Below are 18,643 nucleotides of genomic sequence, written 5' to 3'. Positions count from 1 at the left end.
CATGCACGATCCGGTCGTCCACGGACGACGCTGGCCAGGGCCTGCTCGGAAACATGATGGAAGCTGTCCGCATGATCGCCCTCCGCGAATCATTGAAGAATTTGCCACTGGCCGGTCTCCGGGCTGGCGGGATGAAGTCTCAAGGTCTGAGGCTTCGCGGACAGGCGCCTTCCCATGCTGGAGCACAGTGGCGTAGTGCGTGTCCTTCCTCGCTTACCGTTGCGGGGGCAGCGCCGGCATTGGCCGCACGTGGTCGCGTGGGCCGCACCGGCTTCCCGTTTGAATCCCTGGCGCGGCTGCGCGCGGGATACCAGAAGCAATGCTAGGGGCGAAGTATAAGGGCGCGGGGGCCGGTTGGGCAACACGGTGCGCTCGCAGCACGGCGGTTGCGGCGCTCAGGGCAAGGCCGCCAGCTTGTAGTAGAGATTGAGTTCCCGGCCCATGCGGGCGGGGATGCGGGCCACGAAGATCGATCTGAGCAGCCCGCTGCCGGGTTCGCCGCGCTGCTCCATCAGGCAGAGATAGCGCTGGCCGAGGTGGCTCAACAAGGCAAACGAGGCCTGGCGCGGACGTTCCAGCGTCGGTGCGGCCCGCGGGCTGAGGGAGATGGCGCGGTCGATGTAGCCGCGATGGGAATTGACGAACAGGTAATCGCTACCGGCCGGGTTGCCGCTGGCATAACCGATGCGCAGGCGGCGGTTGTCGCCATCGGGCAGGTACAGGCGGTAAGGCGACATCGGCCCCTGTTCCAGCACCTGCACCCGCCCGGCCACCGGATCGATGCCGACCCGCCCATCCGCACCGCCGTCAACCGCCAGGCAGGCGTCGAGCACGGCATCGGGCACCGGCTGCGCCGCCGGGCAGGCCGTCAGGCAGACGAGCAGCGAAGCCAGTGGCACGGAACGCAGCAGCGGTACGCACCAGTGACAGACAGCGGTAAGGCAGCGGGTCAAAGACTGGCTCCTAGTTCGTACGACAGGACGGGGCTCGGACGCCCGGCCCCGGGTTCGCTGTCATCGTTGCAGAAGAGCAATTCCTTTAATATCAGAAAAGTCTGAATGAACGCGAAGAAAGCCTGCCCCAATGGGCGGACTGCCGGCACTAGCGGTCCGGATGACGCTGCCGGAGGATGTCTGCAAACCGGGGCAGCGCGACGAAATGCCAATGCGCCGACTCGACGTCATAGAGCGCCAGCTGGTTGACCGGATGATCGGGCGTGGCCGTACCGGGGATGCGCTCGATGGCGCGCAGGGCCTGCCGGTGGCGCTCGGCGGCGTGGCAGGCCAGCACCTGAGCATGTGATTCCTCGTGGGCGAACAGGCCGGCCTGTTCCCACAGCTGTTGGCAGCTCTCCAGCACGGGCATCTCGATGGCCAGGTGGATGGCGTCGATCAGGGCCGACACGCGGGCGCTGCGCGCCAGCGACAGACGCAACAGGCCGCCGTCGGGGCGCACCAGCAGGCGACCGTCGTGGGCGCACCAGGCCACATGCAGGCAATACGGCAACTGCTCGCGGTACTGGGTCAGCAATTCGTCGGGCCGGAAGGCGGACGCCGCCAGTACTTGGTAGCGCTCGGCGGCGAGGGCATTCCAGGCGGCATCGATGCAGGCGTCGAAGGGAGAGAGGTAGACCACCATGGCATTGGTGACACTGGTGGCATGGGTGGCCGCCATCCCTGTAGCCACGCCCGCAAGACGCTCGCACAGTACCTGACAGCGCGCCTGCGCCTGGTCCGGCGCGGCCGCGCGCACCAGCACATAGAGCGGCGTCAGGGTCTGCAGGATGTGACGGCGGCCGGACAGCGGCAGGACGGCGCCCGGCTGGCCGGCATCACCGGACGTGAAGGAAAACGGGGGAAGGTCGGACACGGCCTGTGCTCCTCTGTGGACACGCGGAAATGGTCAGCCGGATCGTCGAGGGAGAACACAGGCCGGGGCTGCCGGTCCGGTGCTCTTGCCCTGTTCTTCATGTCCCGCTGCCAAATCGGGATGTTTTCACAGATGCAAGGCGCTGGACATGAGATTCGTCTGAATCATCGATGTACATCGCAAGGACTGCCATTTGCGAGCCGGGAAATGCAGAACGCCGCCAGAACGGCGGCGTTGAGACTACATCCGGATGGGCTTGTCGGAAGGTCGCGGATTGAGCGGCGGATCTTCCACCGGCACAGGATCGTCGTCCGGCAACTCCGGCGGCGGCAGATGCGGGTCGTGCGCGGGCGGGGTTTCCTGGGGGGTATGCAGGGCGATGTTCAAACGGGCCTCCTCTCTGGAATGGACCGGGCGCCGCTCAGCTCTGCCGGCCGGCGGTGGGATTCTGGTGCGGGATCGGATCTTGCGGCGGCGTCGGGTCCAGTGGCGGGACTTCCACCGGTGGGGTGTCCTGGGGCTTGTGCATGTGATTCTCCTTGGGTAAGACGGGGGAACTGGCGGCCGGCGGTTCGGGATGCTCGGGGATCATGCCGTCATCGGCATTGGCCCAGGGGTCCTCGGTCCCATCGGGTTCGACTTCGCCGGGCGGCAACGAGGCTGGGGGCGCCACGGGCTGGCCGGCGGACGCACCGCGCACGCTGCCGGGCGGCTTGAGCAAGGCCGCCGCCGGTTCGCTGGACGGCCGGGGGCGGGACTGAGACGGTTCCATGCGGTCCTCCTTGCCGGGCTGGAATGGAATACCTCATCTTACGAAGCCCCTGCCCTGCCCTCAGCCAGACATCGGCCGATTCGTCTGTAGGAAGGAGGGAAATGCGCACCGCCGTCCACGCGGACGGCGGTGAGGGAAACCCGCTCACACCAGGCCCATGCCCGGTGTGCGGACTCAGGCCCCCTTGAGGGCGCGGCTGACGATGTCCTGTGCTTCGGCGAAGATCTTGTCGAGGTGGGTCTGGTCGCGGAAGCTTTCCCCGTAGATCTTGTAGATGTTTTCGGTGCCCGAGGGACGTGCCGCAAACCAGCCATTGTCGGTCACGATCTTGAGGCCGCCGAAGGCCTTGCCATTGGCGGGGGCGGTGGTCATGACTTCCCGGATCGGCTCGCCGGCCAGTTCCTTGGAGCTGACATCGGCCGGCGACAGGCGCGACAGCCTGGCCTTCTGCTCGGGGGTGGCGGCGGCTTCCTTGCGGGCATTCAGGGGGGCACCCAGCTGGCGGGTCAGATCCTGGTAGATCTGGCCCGGATCATTGCCGGTGCGGGCGGTCATCTCGGCGGCCAGTAGGGCGGCGGTGATGCCGTCCTTGTCGGTACTCCAGGGCTGGCCGTCGAAGCGTACGAAGGAGGCGCCGGCGCTTTCCTCGCAACCAAAGGCCAGGCTGCCGTCATACAGGCCATCCACGAACCACTTGAAACCGACCGGCATTTCCAGCAGCTTGCGACCGAGGTGATCGGCCACGCGGTTGATCATCTGGCTGGACACCAGGGTCTTGCCGACCGCCGCATCGGCGCGCCATGCCGGGCGGTGGCGGAACAGGTAGTACACTGCCACCGACAGATAGTCGTTGGCCGGCAGCAGGCCGCTGCTGCGGGCGACGATGCCGTGCCGGTCGTGGTCGGTATCGCAGGCCATGGCGACGTCGAAACGCTCCTTCAGGGCGATCAGTTCGCTCATGGCATGGGGCGAAGACGGGTCCATGCGGATCTGGCCGTCCCAGTCCAGCGGCACGAAGCGGAAGCTGGCATCGACATCGGTGTTAACCACTTCCAGGTTGAGCTTGTAGCGATCGGCGATGGCCGACCAGTAATGCAGCCCGGCCCCGCCCAGCGGATCGACGCCGATCTTGACGTTGGCGCCGGCAATGGCGGCCAGGTCGATGATGTTGGGCAGGTCGCCCACATAGTTGTCCAGATAATCGTAGCGGCGGGTGGTATCGGCCTTCAGGGCCTTTTCGAAGCTGACCCGCTGCACGCCCTTGAGCTGCTGCTCCAGATAGGCATTGGCGCGCTTTTCGATCCAGCCGGTGACGTCGGAATCGGAAGGGCCGCCATTGGGCATGTTGTACTTGAAGCCGCCATTGTCGGGCGGATTGTGCGAGGGAGTGACGACGATGCCGTCGGCCAGCTTGTCGCGGTGCACGCGGTTGTGGCTCAGGATGGCGTGCGACACCGCCGGGGTCGGCGCATAGGGGCTGCCCTCGGCCAGCATGGTCACCACCTCGTTGGCCGCCAGCACTTCCAGCGCGCTGTGCCAGGCCGGTTCCGACAGGGCGTGGGTATCGATGCCGAGGAACAGCGGCCCCTTGAAACCCTGCTCCTTGCGATAGTCGCAGATGGCCTGGGTGATGGCCAGCACGTGCCATTCGTTGAAGCTGTGGTGGTTGGCATTGCCGCGATGGCCGGAGGTACCGAAGGCGACCCGGTGACCGGGTTCGGCCATGTCCGGGCGCAGGCTGTAGTAGTTGGACAGCAGCACCGGCAGGTTGACCAGGGCCGAAGGGGCGGCACGTTTGCCGGCGAGGGGATGGACGCTACTCATGATGTTTTTTCTTGATCAATGGAAACAGGGAGAAAACAGAACACCTGCCCTGGCGGCGCCAGACTGCGCCAACGGGCGGATGTACCTGGATCAGCCGAGGGCGGCGGCCCCCCTTGACCGGGGAGCATCAGATCCATACTTAATCTTTTTTCAACGTCACAATCATTGTAACGCTTCGTTCCCGCATTGCAGCAATCGGCGAATGATTTCGTGTGCTGCCCTTGGACGGGACATCGCCGCCGGTCGCGACCGCCGCTGCATCAATGCAAAATGCGTCCGGGCAAGGCCACGGACGCATTGGTGCAGGCTGGACGCTGAGCGGGCAGGCGCCGGGAGCCGCGCTCCCCTCGCCCTGCCGGCGTCATTGCCTCATGCCATCAGGCTCGCCGGAAGGCGCGTACGATCACCAGCAAGACGATCGCGCCCAACGTGGCGGTGACGATCGAGGCCAGGATGCCGCCACCGACGGCGATGCCCAGCAGACCGGCCAGCCAGCCACCGATGACGGCACCGACGATACCGATCAGGATGTCGGCCAGCAGGCCGAAGCCGCCGCCCTTGACCAGCACGCCAGCCAGCCAGCCGGCGACGGCACCAATGATCAGCCATGCGATGAGTCCGTGTTCCATGATGTTCCCTTTCCTAGCGTTCTGTCTTTCTCGGGTTGGTCTTGGAGTACCGCGACCGTCGCGCGGTCGCTGGCCCCCCTTCCTCTTTTCTGCAGGCGCTCGGCGCAACAGATGAGGTCATCTTAGAAACGACGACGGCGGCGAGGTATCGGACAGCGGCCCATTTCCTTGTAGGACAAGTCCGCTCGATGCCCCTCCCCGACCAGGACCGCGTAACCGGGGACGGTCGCGGCCTCCTGTTTTCCTACAAGGCAAAAAGCGCCATTCCTATAGAGAGGAAGCGCGAGTTTTCCTAAGCTTGCTTCGCATCGGAGCAGTGCAACATGGCAAGTCCGGCGCCCGCGCGCAAGACCAGGCCACCCACACTGCCCCATCGCCAGCCCGACCCTTTCGAGAGAGCCGCCACCATGTCGATCCACGAATCCGGCACCAGCCCGTCCAGCGCCTTCGCCAATCCGTTTGCCCTCAACGCCTTCGGTGCAAGCGCGCCGCGCAGCAGCGAGTTCGCCGACCACTATGCACGCTATGCACGTGAATCGGCCCAGTTGATGCAGCAGATCTCGATGAAGGCCCCGCAACTGGCGTCGGTGCTGGAGCAGCTCAACGAAGGCAGCGCCCAGCGTCGCATCGACCTCGACCCGCAACCGGCGGGCGCTGATGGCGCCGCGTCAGGCGGAGCCGGCCTGCTGGGCAATGCGGCTGGCGCGCTGCGCAAGGTGCTGCAGCATGCCCTGCCCGGCGGTCGCGCGCTGCTGCAGATGAAATTGATCAAGAACAAACGACAGGCCTGAAGCGCAGTGTGCGCTGCAAGACCTGCACCGTGTCGATGAGGGTGCCACGTCCTCCAACCTACTCAACCTGGACCTACCATGAAAAAAATCACCAAAGCCGTCTTCCCCGTCGCCGGTCTGGGCAGCCGTTTCCTGCCCGCCACCAAGGCGCAGCCCAAGGAAATGCTGCCCATCGTGGACAAGCCTCTGATCCAGTATGCGGTGGAGGAAGCGGTCGAAGCCGGCATCACCGAAATGATCTTCATCACCGGCCGCAACAAGCGCGCCATCGAAGATCACTTCGACAAGGCCTATGAACTGGAGAGCGAACTGGAAGCCGCCGGCAAGGTCAAGCTGCTGGAAACCATCCGCAACGTCATTCCCAAGCATATCAACTGCGTCTATGTCCGCCAGGCCGAACCGCTGGGCCTGGGCCACGCCGTGCTGCTGGCCAAGCCACTGGTGGGTGACGAGCCTTTCGCGGTCCTGCTGGCCGACGATTTCATGGATGCCGCACCGGGCCAGAAGAACGTGATGGCGCAGATGACGGCGCTGTTCGAACGCGAAGGCAAGAGCCTGCTCGCGGTCCAGGACGTGCCTCGTCCCGAGACCCGCCAGTACGGGATCGTCAGCGGCAGCGCCCATGGCGAGCGTACCGAACTGCTGACCGGCATCGTCGAAAAACCGGCACCGGAAGAAGCCCCTTCCACCTTGGCGGTAGTGGGCCGCTACGTGCTGACCCCGGCCATCTTCGAGCGCCTGGAGAACATCGGCACCGGCGCCGGCGGCGAGATCCAGCTCACCGACGCCATCTCTGCCCTGCTGCAGCAGGAACAGATCCTGGCCTATCGCTATCAGGGCCAGCGTTTCGACTGCGGCTCCAAGCTGGGTTACCTCAAGGCCGCCGTGGCCATGGGCATCAAGCACAAGGAAGTGGGCAGCGGCTTCGCCCAGTTCCTGCAGGAGTTCGCCGCCCAGCACGATCTGCAACAGGCGGCCCAGCCCAAGGGCCCGGCCACCGTCACGCCCCTCAAGCCGGCAGCAGGCAGCGCGCCTGCGGCGGCAAGTACCGAAAATCAGCCAGCAGTAGCCCGTAGCGTCATGTAAGTCCCCGGTAGAGACCGTTGTTCATTGCAGTCCAGCCTTTGGCCGGACTGCTTTTTTTTCGTCGCTACGCTTCGTATAAATTGTTTTGACCTTTGTCACAGAGTTTTAACCTGGACTTGCTAGCATCGCCGCCATGCATCTGCAGAATTGCATTTCGCCGGGACGACACGGATTGCCGCAGCGCGGGCCAGGCAGCGTATGCTGTGTTCACCGCACGCCACTTGTAAACGTTTGCAATGCAGATAATGCAGCATGAAATCGTTGCCAGGCTCAGCAGCAATTGCGGCAAAGGCGCAAAAAATATATATTGTTTATATCAATTTATCACAGGAGCGTTCATGGCCACCCGAGTTCAAGCCGCAGCAGCATCGACCGAAAAGAAGAAACCTGTCGCCAAGGCAGCAGCCCCCAAGCCCCCAGTCAAGAAGCCGGCAGCGCGTCCCGCGCCCAAGGCCGCCGCTGTGGCCAAGCCGGCCCCGGAGGCCGTGAAGACTGAAAAGAAGGTGGAGAAGGTCGTCAAGCCGGTGAAGGTGGAGAAGGCGGAAAAGACCGAGAAGGTCGCCAAGGCCAAGAAGGTCAAGCAGGTGCGCGACAGCTTCACCATGCCCGAGAATGAATACGCGGTGCTGGCCCAGGTCAAGAAGTCCTGCCTGAAGGCCGGTGTCGAGATCAAGAAGAGCGACCTGCTGCGTATCGGCGTGTCGCTGATCAAGAACCTCAAGATTGGCGAACTCAAGGACATCCTCGGCAGCCTGACCCCGCTGAAGGTCGGCCGTCCCAAGAAGTAAGCCGCCCGGGCACCCGCCGGCGCAGCGCAAATTGCCGATGCCGCCCGGTTCCGACCGGGCGGCATCGTTTTTGGTGGCCTAGTTCTTGTCACTCATGCTGCGGATTACGCGCCAGCGCCCCTGCTGGACCTGGTAGAGGGTAAACACCGGATCGCGCAGATTGCCCTCGGCATCGAAGGCGATCGGACCAGAGATGCCGCGGTAGCGAATCCGGTGCAGCGCCGCGGTGACCTTGGCCGGGTCCACCGAATCGACCTCGCGCATGGCCGCTGCGATTACTCGCACGGCGTCGTAGGCAAACGGCGCGTAGAGATAGATGTCATCCTGATAGCGGGCTTTCCAGGCGCTTTCGAAATGGCTCCATTGCGGCCCCTTGTAGGAAGGCAGACCCGGTTCCACCACGCTGGTCTCCTCGCCGGCAGGTCCCGCCAGCCGCAGGAAGGTCGGCCCGACCAGGCCGCCTATCCCCACCAGGCGGGCGCGGATCTGCAGGCGGCGCAGATCCTGCGCCAACTGCGCGGCCTGGGCATCCAGACCGGCGAAGAGCACCACGTCCGGGTCACTGGCACGGATGCTGCGCAGGATGCTGTTGAAATCCGAGGTCTTGCTGCTGACCGAATAGCGGCCCGCCAGCCGCCCCTGCAGCCTCGTCACGGCGCGCGCGAATTCCTCGGCATAGGTGGCACCGAACACGGTGCGGTCGTCGATGACCGCGATGCTGCGCGCCTTGAGGTCGTGCAGCACGTACTGGGCGGTATGGCGCGCGCCATCGCCATCGTGCGGGACGATGCGAAAGGCGGTGGCATAACCCTGCCGGGTATAGTCAGGTGCGGTCACGGCCGGTGCGACGTGCGGGATGCCTGCAGCGGCATAGATGCGCGAAGCCGGTATGCCCACGCCGCTGTTCCAGTGCCCCACCACTGCCGCCACCCCGCTCTTGACGAAATACCGGGCCACCAGTTCGCCGGTGCGCGGATCGGCGCGGTCATCCTGCGGCAGCAGCTTGAACAGCACCGGCTCCCCGCCGATGACGGGCTTGCCATGGTTGATGTCGTCAACGGCCAGTTGTGCCGCATGTTCCAGACTTGTCCCGGTACTGCCGGAGGCGCCGGACATCGGCGCCGCCAGCCCGATCAGCACGGTGCGCGGTGTGGCTGCCAGCGCCCCGGCTTGCATCGCCCATCCGGCGCCCAGAAGGACGACGGAGAGCAGAGTTGTTCTACGCATTGCCTTGATCATCCTTGTTCTTGCTTCCCTGCCGCGATAGCTAGCAGGTTTCGGGCCACCTCAGAAATCGAATTCCCAGTGGCAGGCCTGCCCGACCTCGATGCTGCCGCCGACGCCGCCGATGACGATGGCGTTCTGGCCGAAGGTAAGGCCACCGTCCACGCGGGGATTGGCGCGGTAGGCCGCCAGCGTGTCCAGCGGCTCGTCGGGCCATTGCGCGTCGCGCAGGCCGGTGTGCTGGTCGATGCCGGGGATCGGGCAACGGGCGCAGGGCTTGACCAGCTTCAGCTGCACCGCCTGCTCGCCCTCGCCAAAGCGCAGGGTATCGATGAAATCTTCCTCGTAGGGCGCCAGCCCGCTGATCACCAGGTTCGGCCGGAAACGGTCCATCGGCAGGCTGGGTGCGCCCTTGGCGGCCAGCCTGGCGTTGAGGTCGTCCAGCGAGGCCTGGCCGATCACCAACAGCGGATAGCCGTCCGAGAACTGGGTCGTGGCCTGGTGCGCGCCGGTCCAGCGCTGGCTGCAGGCGCGCGTGACGGCCGGGTCGAAGCGCACCAGGCGCACCTCCTCGCCGAGATAATGGGAGCACCAGTGACGGGCCGGCTCGCCCTGATCCAGGGCATCCAGTTGGCTGTTCCAGACCTGTACCGCCAGGGTGGCGCCGTCCTCGCCGGCAGCGGCCAGCCGCAAGGGTGGCATGCCGGGGGCGCGCAGCACCAGCGCATCGCCCTCGAAGGCCGGCGTGATGCAGGCCATGCGCGGATGGCTGCGCTGGGTCAGAAAACGGCCCTGGCGGTCCACCAGCATCCAGTGGCGGTCCAGGGCCAGGCCCAGGGCGCCGATATCGGCACGCGTGACCGACAGGCCACCGCAGGATTTGACGGGATAGAAACAGATGGCGCTGAGAGTGCTGATGGTGCTGATGGCGCTGGATGTCGACATGGTGATACTGGCCCAGGGAACGGCGTCTGGCAGGCGCCGACAAAAAATGCAGATGAAGTTTCGGCAAGACATTACCACAAGCTCGGCATTGGCTTGTGGCGGGAGCAACACGTCACCCCCGCTCATGCGACAATGCACGCCTATTCACGAAGCTTTTCCTCACGGGAGTGCCATGCTGGTTGCCAAATTCTTCCATCTGCTGGGACTGACCATCTGGGTCGGCGGCATGTTCTTCGCCCACATGGCGCTGCGCCCCGCGCTGGCGGTGCTGCACCCGGAGCAGCGACTGACGTTGATGTCGGCGGTGCTGGGCGGGTTCTTCATCTGGGTCTGGGTGGCCATCGCGCTGGTGCTGGGCAGCGGGCTGCACATGATGGCGGTGATGGGTGGCGCCCATTTGCCGCCGTATGTCCATGCCATGAGCGGCATCGGTGCGGTGATGATGCTGATCTTCGCGCATATCTTCTTCGCCCCCTTCCGCCGCCTGAAACTGTCGGCCGCACAGCAGGACTGGGACCGCGCCTCGCGCGCGCTGCGCCAGATCCGCATGCTGGTGGGCATCAACCTGTGCCTGGGCCTGCTGACCATCGCCATCGGCGCACTGGGGCCGCTGGCTGCCTGACGCGGCGGGGTCCGCGCAAGATCACTATCCAAAAGGGGGAGACACCCGTGCTGAACGAATCGCAACGCCAGCAAGCCGCTGATCTGCTGTGGGACTGCTGGGCGCACAACCGCCGCATCCCGCACCTGCCGGCCGAACTGCAACCGGTTGATCGCCAGGAAGCCTACGATATCCAGCGCCGCCTGGAAGCCCGCAGCTTCGCGCCGCTGGCCGGCTGGAAGATCGGCGCCACCGGCCCGGGCGGCCAGCAGCTGCTCCAGGTCGACGCACCGCTGGCAGGCCGTCTGCTGGCAGAGCGCCTGCATCGCAGCGGGGCGCGCATCACCCTGGGCGACAACCTGATGAGCGTGCTGGAAGTGGAAGTAGCCTTCCGTATGCGCACGAGCCTGCCGCCACGCCCCACGCCCTATACGCAGGAGGAAGTGCTGGATGCGGTGGGCTCCATCCACCCCGCCATCGAGATTCCCGATACCCGCTATGAACAATTCCGCCATGTGGGTGCGGCGCAGCTGATCGCCGACAACAGTTGCGCCGACCATTTCGTGCTGGGCGCACCGGCCGATGTGGACTGGCGCACCCTGGACCTGGCCGTCCTGGCCACCTCGGCCACCGTCGAAGGTGGCGGGCAACGGAGCAGCGGCAGCGGAGCCCAGGTGCTGGGCGATCCACGCATTGCGCTCACCTGGCTGGCCAATGAGCTGCGCACGCATGGCCTGACGCTGGGCGCCGGTCACGTGGTGGCCAGCGGTTCCACCATCGTCCCCATGGCGGTGCGGGCCGGCCAGACGGTGCACGCTGAACTGGGCGTGCTGGGCGCGGTGCTGGTGCATCTGGACTGAATCCGGGGATGACCATGCAAAAGGGATGAGCCCGGGCTCATCCGTTTTTTCATTCCGGCACGGCATCGAGCTGGCTTACCTGGCTTAGCTGGCCTTCTCGACGCCCGGCTTGACTTCCTCGTAGCGACGCGCCAGCTCCTGGCGCAGCGACTTGCGGATCACGGCGGCATCGAAGCGGCGCTTTTCTTCCTGCGAGAACGGGCGCAGCGGCGGCACCGGGATCGGCTTGCGCTGGTCGTCCACCGCCACCATCGTAAAGAAGCAGCTGTTGACGTGGCGGGTTTCCTGGGTGCGGATATTCTCGGCCACCACCTTGATGCCGATTTCCATGGAGGACTTGCCGGTGTGGTTGACGCTTGCCAGGAAGGTCACCAGTTCGCCCACGTGGATGGGCTGGCGGAACATCACCTGGTCCACCGACAGGGTCACCACATACTGGCCGGCGTAGCGGCTGCCGCAGGCATAGGCAACCTGGTCGAGCAGCTTGAGGATGGTTCCCCCGTGCACGTTGCCGGCGAAATTGGCCATGTCCGGGGTCATCAGGACCGTCATGGTGAGTTGGTGAGATGGCAGATCCATGGTGCGAGGCTCTCTCTGTAGTGGTGGCGATGGGTTGATCATGGGATGGCGCGGCGTCCCGCTACGGGCACTCCCCCGAGTGCACAGGCGAGGGGCACGGCCGGCTTTCGTGGAGGAAAGCCGACTGCGGCCGACATTATCGGCCAGCCAGCCCTGCCATGGCAAAAAAACTCGCGTCCACGGTCAGGGCCGCTCCCGTTCAGGCCCGCACCACCGGCTCGGCTGCGGCGAAATGCTCCTCGCAATTGCGCAGGAACTGGCGGACCGAGGCGCTGATGGCCTCCGGCGACCAGCCGGCCACGTGCGGCGTCAATACCACGTTGGGCAGGCCGATCAGGGCTGCCGGTGGTTTCGGTTCGCCTTCGTAGACGTCCAGGCCGGCACCGGCCACGCGGCCGGCGGCCAGCGCCGCGGCCAGGGCTTCGGTATCGACCACGCTGCCGCGACCGATATTGACCAGGTAACCGTGGGAGCCAAGTTCTTCCAGCACCCGCGCATTGATCAGGTGCCGGGTCTGGGCGCCGCCGGGGGCGGCCACGATCAGGCAATCGGCCCAGCCTGCCAGTTGGGCGACATCAGGGAAATAGTGGTAATCGACGTCATCGCGCTTCTTGCGGTTGCAATAGGCAATGTCGGCGTCGAAGGCAGCGGCGCGGCGGGCGATCTTCTTGCCGATATTGCCCATGCCGACGATGCCCACACGCTTGCCGGCCAGTTGCGGCTGCAGCGGGATGGTTTCGCGCCAGCCACCGTCGCGGGTGTAGCGGTCCAGTACCGGGATGTTGCGCACGATGGCCAGCAGCAGCCCCATGGCGTGATCGGCCACGCAATCCTCGTTGGTACCGGCTCCGGAGGCAATCTCGATGCCATGGGCCCGGGCGTGGGCGGCGTCGATGTTTTCCACCCCGGCGCCCAGTGCGCAGACCAGTTGCAGATGCGGCAAGGCGCGCATTTCATCGGCGGTCAGGCCGGTGGTGCCATTGGTGAGCACCACGGCGACCTTGCGGGCCGGGCCTGCAATCATCTCGTCACGGCGCTGGCGGTCCGGCGCGTAGAAGATGTCATAGTGGGCCGCGATGGTGGCGGTGCTTTCTTCGGAAAGATGGATCAGGACGAGTAAGGGCGGTTTCATGAAAGGCCTGGCGATGCGGATGAAGGAAAATGCAGTGCCCGCCATTCTATTGCGAATTGCGCAATCAGTCCGGCAGAGGTCAACCCGCCCTCATGCGAATTCCATGCCACCAGCGCAAACAGGCCCGGCGCGCCATACGGCGGCCGGGCCTGTCGGGGATGCGACGGCTCAGGGCCGGCGCGTGATCTTGCTCAGTGCGACCGGCTCAATGCCGCGCCTGTTCTTTTTCCAGCATCTCGTGCGCTACCTGGCGCGCGCCCTGCTCGGCTGCTTTCTCGTCGGCGAACGTCTGGTCAGGCAGCACACGCTGGACCGGAAACACCGGATTGCGGTGCATGGGGTTGATGGAATGGCCGAAGATGGCGACCTGCGCCACCCATTCGTCACCGCCGATCACGCGTACACCCGCGTACTCGACTTCGTAGTCGCCCACTTGTTCGGTTGGCATGATGTGTCTCCTCTTGTCCGCTTGCGTCCGCTTAGGTCCGGTCCTCAGGCCGCACCGTCGCCGGCACGCTGGTCCAGATGGGTGATGGCATAGCCCTTTTCGCCGATCTGCATGAAGGCGTCCTCCGCCTCCAGGGTGAAATGCCGCTTGCCGTCGCGTTCGAAGTCCACGTTCTGCTCGTGGATCTGCCAATCGGTATTGGTGACTTCTTCCGGTAGGGCTTTTTCGTGCGGCAAGACGAGGTAGGAAAACAGACCTTCGCCGTCCGGGCGCTTGTAGACATCGACTTTCATCGGGGGGCCTCCTGGTCGGGTTGAACGAGGGCGCGGCCCGGTGGGAACCGGGTGCGCCTGCTTGGTGCGACTGGACGGCAGCACATTGGTTCGATGAATGGGCCATGCGATGGCCACAAAGCGTGTTGCGCTGTCAGCCTGATCCCACAGGCGAGCCGCCCTGCGCTGAGATGCTGCATCGTGATTTATTCAAGATAGCACCGGCCCTGTGACGATGCCAGGAAGAAATCGCGCCCCTGCCCGCTCAGTCGAGCTGGCGCCGCAACCACGCCAGCGCACCCGCAAGGCTGCGGAAATCGGCCAGGGAGCGGCACTGCAGTTGCGGATGACGCTCGCGCAGCATGCGCGAAAGCGCTGCGCCCGGCCCCAGTTCCAGGGCCACGGTGACGCCACGTTCGACGCAGGCGTCCATGCAGGCCGCCCACTGGATGGGCTCGGTCAGCTGACGCAGCAGCAGGTCCTGCGCCTGTCGGGCATCGGCAACAGCCTGCCCGGTGACGCCGGCCAGCAAGGTGGATTCAGGGTCGTGCCTGACCATGGCGGCCAGACTTGCTGCCAGCGGCGCCACCGCTGCCTGCATCAACGGCGTATGCGAGGCCAGCCCGACCGGCAGGGCCGAGCTGCGTGCTCCCATTGCCGCGAGCTCGACAGCGGCTGCCTGCAGCGCCGTGTCGCTTCCCCCGGCAATGAGCGTGTCGTCGCCGGTAATGATGGCCACGTGCGCGCCATGCCGTTCCAGCGTGCTCTGCGCCGAAGCCAGCGCAATACCGCCCACCGCCATCAGGCCCTGGGCCGGTTGTGCGCTGGCCGCCAGCGTCATGCACTCGGCCCGTTGTGCCGCCAGCGCGACCGTGGTCGGAGCCGGGATCACGCCCGCAATCGCCTGGGCCGATAGCTCGCCCACGCTGTAGCCGGCCACCACCGCCGGCGCCCCAGCCATTGCCGCCAGCGGTTCGCGCAAGGCTTGCCAGGCCGCCAGTTGGGCGGCGACGATCAGGGGCTGGGCATTGCGGTTGGCGTAGAGCTGGGCCGGGTCCGCCAGTACCTGTTGCAGCGGCGCCTGCAACAGGCCGGCGAGATCACATTGGGCCAGGAATTGCGCGGCCTGCGCATCCTCATTCAGCAGATCGAACATGGCGGCATGCTGCGCGCCCTGCCCTGGACAGAGAATGGCCAGCCGCATGCTCATCCGCGCTCACCGTCCAGCAGACCGACCTGATGCAGCAGACAGGCCGCCGCCAGCAGATCGGCAGCCCCGCCCGGTGACAGGCGCAGCGCCACGAAGGCGTGGTGGCAATCCAGCGCTTGCTGCTGCCATCCATCACGGGCAGACCCACCGGCGGCCAGGAAAGCGGCGCTGCGCGCGCGCACCAGTGAAGCGCCGGCCGCACCGCCCCGGTGATAGACGTTGGTATCGCTGAGCTGAGCCATCAGGGCGAACAGGGCGTCGATGCTGGCGCAGGTCCAGTCGCGCCCCTGGGCCAGGGTGGCCTGCAACTGCGGCAAGGCCACCTCGAAGACCGCCGGAAAGCCCAACGCACCCTCTTCCCGCGCACCGCCCACCGCATACTGTGCGGCGACCCGCTGGCCATGGCTGGACGGCAGGTGAGGCTGCTCGCCCGCGCCGGCAATACTATGGCGCGCCAGCGCATCACCCCACTGGATCAGCAGAGTGGCACGGATCACTTGCGGCTGCAGCGGCATCCTGCGTGCCCGACAGCAGGCCGTGGCCGCGCACAGCATGCCCAGCGCGAAAATGGCGCCGCGATGGGTATTGATGCCGCCCGTGGCGCGCAGCATGCGTTGCTCGGCGCTGATGGCCAGCGTCTGCAGGCGGTGGAAAGGCGCGGCCTCCAGGCCGGCAACGGCGATCTGGTAAAAGTAATGACGCAACGAGAACAGGCTGCGCAGGAAGGTCAGCGCATTCATGTCGGTGTGGCTGCCATTGTCCACCCGCGAAACCAGGCCGGGCTTGGGATAGAGCACCAGCTCGTGATGCAGGCTGCGCACTGCCAGCCGTGCCAGCACACGGCAGAAGGCCAGGTTGTCGCGCTCGGTCCGGCGTTTCTGCAGATGATGGACGGCCGCATCCAGGGTGGCCGGATGTGCCATCAGGCGGCGCATGGCTGCTCCTCCTGCGGCAGGCCGGCAATCAGGCTGCCGACCCGCTCCAGCGCGACGCGGTTGGCGCGCTTGACCAGCACCTGGCCCAGCTCGCCCGCGCCCAGTACCGCCACCTGCCGCCACTCCTTCCACGACACTGCGCCGCCATCGGGGAAGACGATCTCGCCATCCAGCGGCAGGAACATCGCCTGCCAGGCCAGCAGGCGCACACCGCCCTCCAGCTGGCTGCGGCTGCGCGGGCAGAACAGCAGGTCGATATCGGAACTGGCGCGCAGGTAGGGCTCGGCCGTCACCGCCTGCCAGGCCAGCGAACCGAACACGGAAAGGGCGATGCCGGCGCGCTCCATGTGTTGCTGTAATTCGGCCAGCCCGGCCGGCCAGGACGAGGGCAGACCGCCCAGGCGCGCGGCCACGATATCGCGCAGCGGGAACGGGGCGCGACTGGCCGCCACTTCCTGCGGCGTCACGCGCAGCGCGATGCGGGGCTTGTTGCCCTGCGCATCCGGCGGCAGCGCGATACCGACGCAGAGCTCATCGGCACGCGCATCGACATCGGTGCGGCGCACCACCACCGGCCAGCGCATGCGCTGCCAGTGCGCCAGGCTGGCGCGCTGGCGTTCGTCCACGCTGTCTTGCTGCAAGCGCTGCCAGGCGGCGTCGTGCAACCAGAGCAGATGGTGCCGCCCGGGATGTTGCGACGGACTCATCCGTTCAGCGGCACATCATTGGCCACGGCCTGGATGACGCGCTGCGCCCACTTGCGTCCGCCCCGCTCCAACCCCACGGCGGCACGGTTGTCGACGCTGTCATCGGTCGCCAGCGCAGCGCTCAGGGCCTGTGCCAGGTCGTCGTGCCAGATGTCGGCCACGCCGCCCATGCGCAGATAGTTTTCCGGTCCGGGGGCAAACACCGGGTTGCTCCTGGCCAGTTCGGTCAGGCGCTCTTCCGGGACCTTGGTGATGCGCGCCATGGCCGGCAGGCCCATGACGCGGATGGTGGCATCCGGCAGCGCATAGCAGGCGTCGGCGATCAGGCCGCTGGTGATGAAACCACCCGACAGGGCCTGGTCATAGACCAGGCCGATCACGCGGTGGCCCTGGCGGCGCGCCAGTTCCACGCACTTGCCCAGATGTGCCATGTAGCTGTTGATGCCCAGCATTTCGTCGCGGTGACGCAGACGCTGGCCCTGGGTATCGACCAGGATCACGATGGGCCGACCGGGATGCTCGCGCACCGTCTGCAGGATGACGCTGGCCTGGGCCAGCGCGATCTCGATGCCGATGGGCGTGTGACCGGTGGTGCCGACCACGGTGACGGTGCGACCGTCGACCTGGGCGGTGCCGGAGAGGAAGTGATCCTTTTCGGTAATCTGTTGGCCCTGCGGGAACAGGGTCTGTGCCAGCGCGCGCCAGTCGACCTGGCTCGGAGGGGGTGTTTGACTCATGGCTCTCTCTCAGGCTTTGAAGGGAATGCGCAGGCCCTGGGCCATCGCGGTGAAGGCGGCCGCTTCCAGCATCGGCACTGTCTCAGGGCGTTCCACGCCCAGCTCGGCCCAGATATCCATCGGGTCCTCGGCATGGCCGAAGGTGGCGATGCGACGGCGCAGCATTTCCTGTTCGGCTTCCAGGGCGGCCAATGTCAGCTCGGGCGCGCCGGACTGGGCCTGCGCAGTCAGGGCATCCATGGCGGCCTGGCGGAAGGCCTCGGTGTCGTCACCCACCAATTGCTGGCAATCGCCGATCAGGTAGCGATGCTTGCCGCCGGTGGTACGCCAGACCAGGGCGCGGTCGCGCGAGTCGAACTCCTCCACGCCGTTGGCGGTCTCGATCACTTCCGGCCCGGACATGGCCAGCCTTCCCTCTTCGGACATGATGACCGTGTTGGCGCAGCGGGCGACGATGCCCATGCCGCCGAAGCAGCCATTGGCGCCACCCACCAGCACAATCACGGGGATGCCGGCGGCGCGGGCTTCCAGCACGGCGCGCATCACCTCGGAGACGGCGATCAGACCGGCATTGGCTTCGTGCAGGCGCACGCCACCGGTCTCCAGCAACAGGACCACGCCGGCCACCTGCTTGCGGATGGCGCGCTTGATCAGCCCGACCAGCTTGGCGCCGTGCACCTCGCCCACCGCCCCGCCCATGAAGCCGCCTTCCTGCGCGGCGGCCATCACCGCGCGTCCGCCCAGCAGGCCTTCGCCGATGATGACGCCATCATCGAAGGACACCGGCGCATCCAGTTGCCCCAGGTGCGGGCTCACCACCCGCTGCGCGGGCGGCAACAGTTCATTGAAACTGCCGGCATCGAGCAAGGCCAGGATGCGTTCCCGGGCCGTGGCTTCCAGATAGCTCGCGCTCATGCGCCCTCCTCGACCATGGCTTCCACCGCCTGGTCCAGGCGCAGGCTGACCACGGCCGGCGTGGCGCCCATGTCGTTGATGGAGATGCGCGCATCGGCCAGTTGCCAGCGCTGCTGGAAGTCGCCCACCACCGCCTCCCAGATGGCGCCGAATCCGCGGGCGGCGGTCTTGATCTCGATGGCGCAGGCGCCCTTGAGATCGACATTCTCGATCAGCACTTCCAGGTTGCCGGAGCTGACCACGCCCACCAGTTCGGGCGCAGCCTTCAGGCGGCGGCGTCCTTGTTCAAAGCGAAAATTCAGAGTTTCCATCGTCTTGT

23 protein-coding genes and 1 riboswitch are annotated in these 18,643 nt (G+C 66.1%); of the genes, 5 read left to right on the top strand and 18 right to left on the bottom strand.

Going from position 1 to position 18,643, the window contains the following annotated elements:
- Positions 1 to 92: 92 nt before the first annotated feature.
- Positions 93 to 330: riboswitch (cobalamin riboswitch) on the bottom strand.
- Positions 331 to 395: 65 nt separating this feature from the next.
- From VE092_RS15315 to VE092_RS15290, 6 genes are all read right to left on the bottom strand, one after another.
- Positions 396 to 953 (bottom strand): hypothetical protein, encoded by a 558-nt coding sequence (locus tag VE092_RS15315; RefSeq protein WP_324878159.1) that lies wholly within the window; start codon positions 951 to 953, stop codon positions 396 to 398.
- A 148-nt stretch (positions 954 to 1,101) separates the two neighbouring features.
- Positions 1,102 to 1,869, bottom strand: coding sequence for a hypothetical protein (locus tag VE092_RS15310; RefSeq protein ID WP_324878157.1), 768 nt, complete (start codon positions 1,867 to 1,869; stop codon positions 1,102 to 1,104).
- A 240-nt stretch (positions 1,870 to 2,109) separates the two neighbouring features.
- Positions 2,110 to 2,256 carry a hypothetical protein gene (locus tag VE092_RS15305; RefSeq protein WP_006463942.1) on the bottom strand — a complete coding sequence of 49 codons (147 nt, stop codon included), beginning with the start codon at positions 2,254 to 2,256 and terminating at the stop codon, positions 2,110 to 2,112.
- A gap of 34 nt (positions 2,257 to 2,290) precedes the next feature.
- Positions 2,291 to 2,641 (bottom strand): hypothetical protein, encoded by a 351-nt coding sequence (locus VE092_RS15300; protein ID WP_324878155.1) that lies wholly within the window; start codon positions 2,639 to 2,641, stop codon positions 2,291 to 2,293.
- A 174-nt stretch (positions 2,642 to 2,815) separates the two neighbouring features.
- Positions 2,816 to 4,465, bottom strand: coding sequence for a phosphoglucomutase (alpha-D-glucose-1,6-bisphosphate-dependent) (pgm, locus tag VE092_RS15295; protein WP_324878154.1), 1,650 nt, complete (start codon positions 4,463 to 4,465; stop codon positions 2,816 to 2,818).
- A 377-nt stretch (positions 4,466 to 4,842) separates the two neighbouring features.
- Complete coding sequence (locus VE092_RS15290; protein WP_017450312.1) at positions 4,843 to 5,094, bottom strand: GlsB/YeaQ/YmgE family stress response membrane protein; 252 nt, start codon at positions 5,092 to 5,094, stop codon at positions 4,843 to 4,845.
- A 407-nt stretch (positions 5,095 to 5,501) separates the two neighbouring features.
- On the opposite strand from VE092_RS15290, the gene VE092_RS15285 reads away from it, so the two are divergent.
- The 3 genes from VE092_RS15285 to VE092_RS15275 all read left to right on the top strand — a co-directional run bounded on the left by VE092_RS15285 (position 5,502) and on the right by VE092_RS15275 (position 7,759).
- Positions 5,502 to 5,885 (top strand): hypothetical protein, encoded by a 384-nt coding sequence (locus VE092_RS15285; RefSeq protein ID WP_324878149.1) that lies wholly within the window; start codon positions 5,502 to 5,504, stop codon positions 5,883 to 5,885.
- 78 nt (positions 5,886 to 5,963) lie between these two features.
- Complete coding sequence (galU, locus tag VE092_RS15280) at positions 5,964 to 6,971, top strand: UTP--glucose-1-phosphate uridylyltransferase GalU (protein WP_324878147.1); 1,008 nt, start codon at positions 5,964 to 5,966, stop codon at positions 6,969 to 6,971.
- Positions 6,972 to 7,309: 338 nt separating this feature from the next.
- Positions 7,310 to 7,759 carry a hypothetical protein gene (locus VE092_RS15275; protein ID WP_324878145.1) on the top strand — a complete coding sequence of 150 codons (450 nt, stop codon included), beginning with the start codon at positions 7,310 to 7,312 and terminating at the stop codon, positions 7,757 to 7,759.
- Between the two features lie 78 nt (positions 7,760 to 7,837).
- On the opposite strand, the gene VE092_RS15270 is transcribed toward VE092_RS15275, so the two are convergent.
- Positions 7,838 to 8,986 (bottom strand): branched-chain amino acid ABC transporter substrate-binding protein, encoded by a 1,149-nt coding sequence (locus VE092_RS15270; protein WP_324878143.1) that lies wholly within the window; start codon positions 8,984 to 8,986, stop codon positions 7,838 to 7,840.
- A gap of 60 nt (positions 8,987 to 9,046) precedes the next feature.
- Positions 9,047 to 9,928, bottom strand: a complete 882-nt coding sequence (locus VE092_RS15265) for an MOSC domain-containing protein (RefSeq protein WP_324878141.1) — start codon at positions 9,926 to 9,928, stop codon at positions 9,047 to 9,049.
- A gap of 172 nt (positions 9,929 to 10,100) precedes the next feature.
- Here VE092_RS15265 and VE092_RS15260 point away from each other — a divergent pair, with 172 nt between their 5' ends.
- A complete protein-coding gene (locus VE092_RS15260) occupies positions 10,101 to 10,550 on the top strand; it encodes a CopD family protein (protein ID WP_006463951.1) in 450 nt (149 codons plus the stop codon).
- Positions 10,551 to 10,597: 47 nt separating this feature from the next.
- Positions 10,598 to 11,389, top strand: a complete 792-nt coding sequence (locus VE092_RS15255) for a hydratase (RefSeq protein ID WP_324878138.1) — start codon at positions 10,598 to 10,600, stop codon at positions 11,387 to 11,389.
- Positions 11,390 to 11,473: 84 nt separating this feature from the next.
- Here VE092_RS15255 and VE092_RS15250 read toward each other — a convergent pair whose 3' ends face one another.
- From VE092_RS15250 to mdcC, 10 genes are all read right to left on the bottom strand, one after another.
- Positions 11,474 to 11,968 carry an acyl-CoA thioesterase gene (locus VE092_RS15250; protein ID WP_324878136.1) on the bottom strand — a complete coding sequence of 165 codons (495 nt, stop codon included), beginning with the start codon at positions 11,966 to 11,968 and terminating at the stop codon, positions 11,474 to 11,476.
- A 199-nt stretch (positions 11,969 to 12,167) separates the two neighbouring features.
- Positions 12,168 to 13,100, bottom strand: coding sequence for a 2-hydroxyacid dehydrogenase (locus tag VE092_RS15245; RefSeq protein ID WP_324878134.1), 933 nt, complete (start codon positions 13,098 to 13,100; stop codon positions 12,168 to 12,170).
- Between the two features lie 205 nt (positions 13,101 to 13,305).
- Complete coding sequence (locus tag VE092_RS15240) at positions 13,306 to 13,548, bottom strand: hypothetical protein (protein WP_006463955.1); 243 nt, start codon at positions 13,546 to 13,548, stop codon at positions 13,306 to 13,308.
- 44 nt (positions 13,549 to 13,592) lie between these two features.
- Positions 13,593 to 13,841, bottom strand: a complete 249-nt coding sequence (locus VE092_RS15235; RefSeq protein ID WP_006463956.1) for a DUF6139 family protein — start codon at positions 13,839 to 13,841, stop codon at positions 13,593 to 13,595.
- Between the two features lie 244 nt (positions 13,842 to 14,085).
- On the bottom strand, positions 14,086 to 15,030 hold the full coding sequence (locus tag VE092_RS15230) for an ACP S-malonyltransferase (protein WP_324878130.1): 945 nt from the start codon (positions 15,028 to 15,030) through the stop codon (positions 14,086 to 14,088).
- Positions 15,027 to 15,965, bottom strand: a complete 939-nt coding sequence (mdcB, locus tag VE092_RS15225) for a triphosphoribosyl-dephospho-CoA synthase MdcB (protein ID WP_324878128.1) — start codon at positions 15,963 to 15,965, stop codon at positions 15,027 to 15,029. The genes VE092_RS15230 and mdcB overlap by 4 nt, the downstream gene beginning before the upstream one ends.
- Positions 15,953 to 16,672, bottom strand: a complete 720-nt coding sequence (mdcG, locus tag VE092_RS15220) for a malonate decarboxylase holo-[acyl-carrier-protein] synthase (RefSeq protein WP_324878126.1) — start codon at positions 16,670 to 16,672, stop codon at positions 15,953 to 15,955. The genes mdcB and mdcG overlap by 13 nt, the downstream gene beginning before the upstream one ends.
- Positions 16,669 to 17,409 carry a biotin-independent malonate decarboxylase subunit gamma gene (gene mdcE, locus VE092_RS15215; protein WP_324878124.1) on the bottom strand — a complete coding sequence of 247 codons (741 nt, stop codon included), beginning with the start codon at positions 17,407 to 17,409 and terminating at the stop codon, positions 16,669 to 16,671. The genes mdcG and mdcE overlap by 4 nt, the downstream gene beginning before the upstream one ends.
- 9 nt (positions 17,410 to 17,418) lie before the next feature.
- A complete protein-coding gene (locus VE092_RS15210) occupies positions 17,419 to 18,324 on the bottom strand; it encodes a biotin-independent malonate decarboxylase subunit beta (RefSeq protein ID WP_324878122.1) in 906 nt (301 codons plus the stop codon).
- Positions 18,321 to 18,635, bottom strand: a complete 315-nt coding sequence (gene mdcC, locus VE092_RS15205) for a malonate decarboxylase acyl carrier protein (protein ID WP_006463962.1) — start codon at positions 18,633 to 18,635, stop codon at positions 18,321 to 18,323. Before mdcC ends, VE092_RS15210 begins: the two co-directional genes overlap by 4 nt.
- Positions 18,636 to 18,643: the final 8 nt, after the last annotated feature.

This window comes from Herbaspirillum sp., assembly GCF_035644555.1.
Lineage (GTDB): Bacteria > Pseudomonadota > Gammaproteobacteria > Burkholderiales > Burkholderiaceae_D > Herbaspirillum.
The sequence above is the reverse complement of the archived record's forward strand: the minus strand, read 5'-3'. Positions and strand labels throughout refer to the sequence as shown.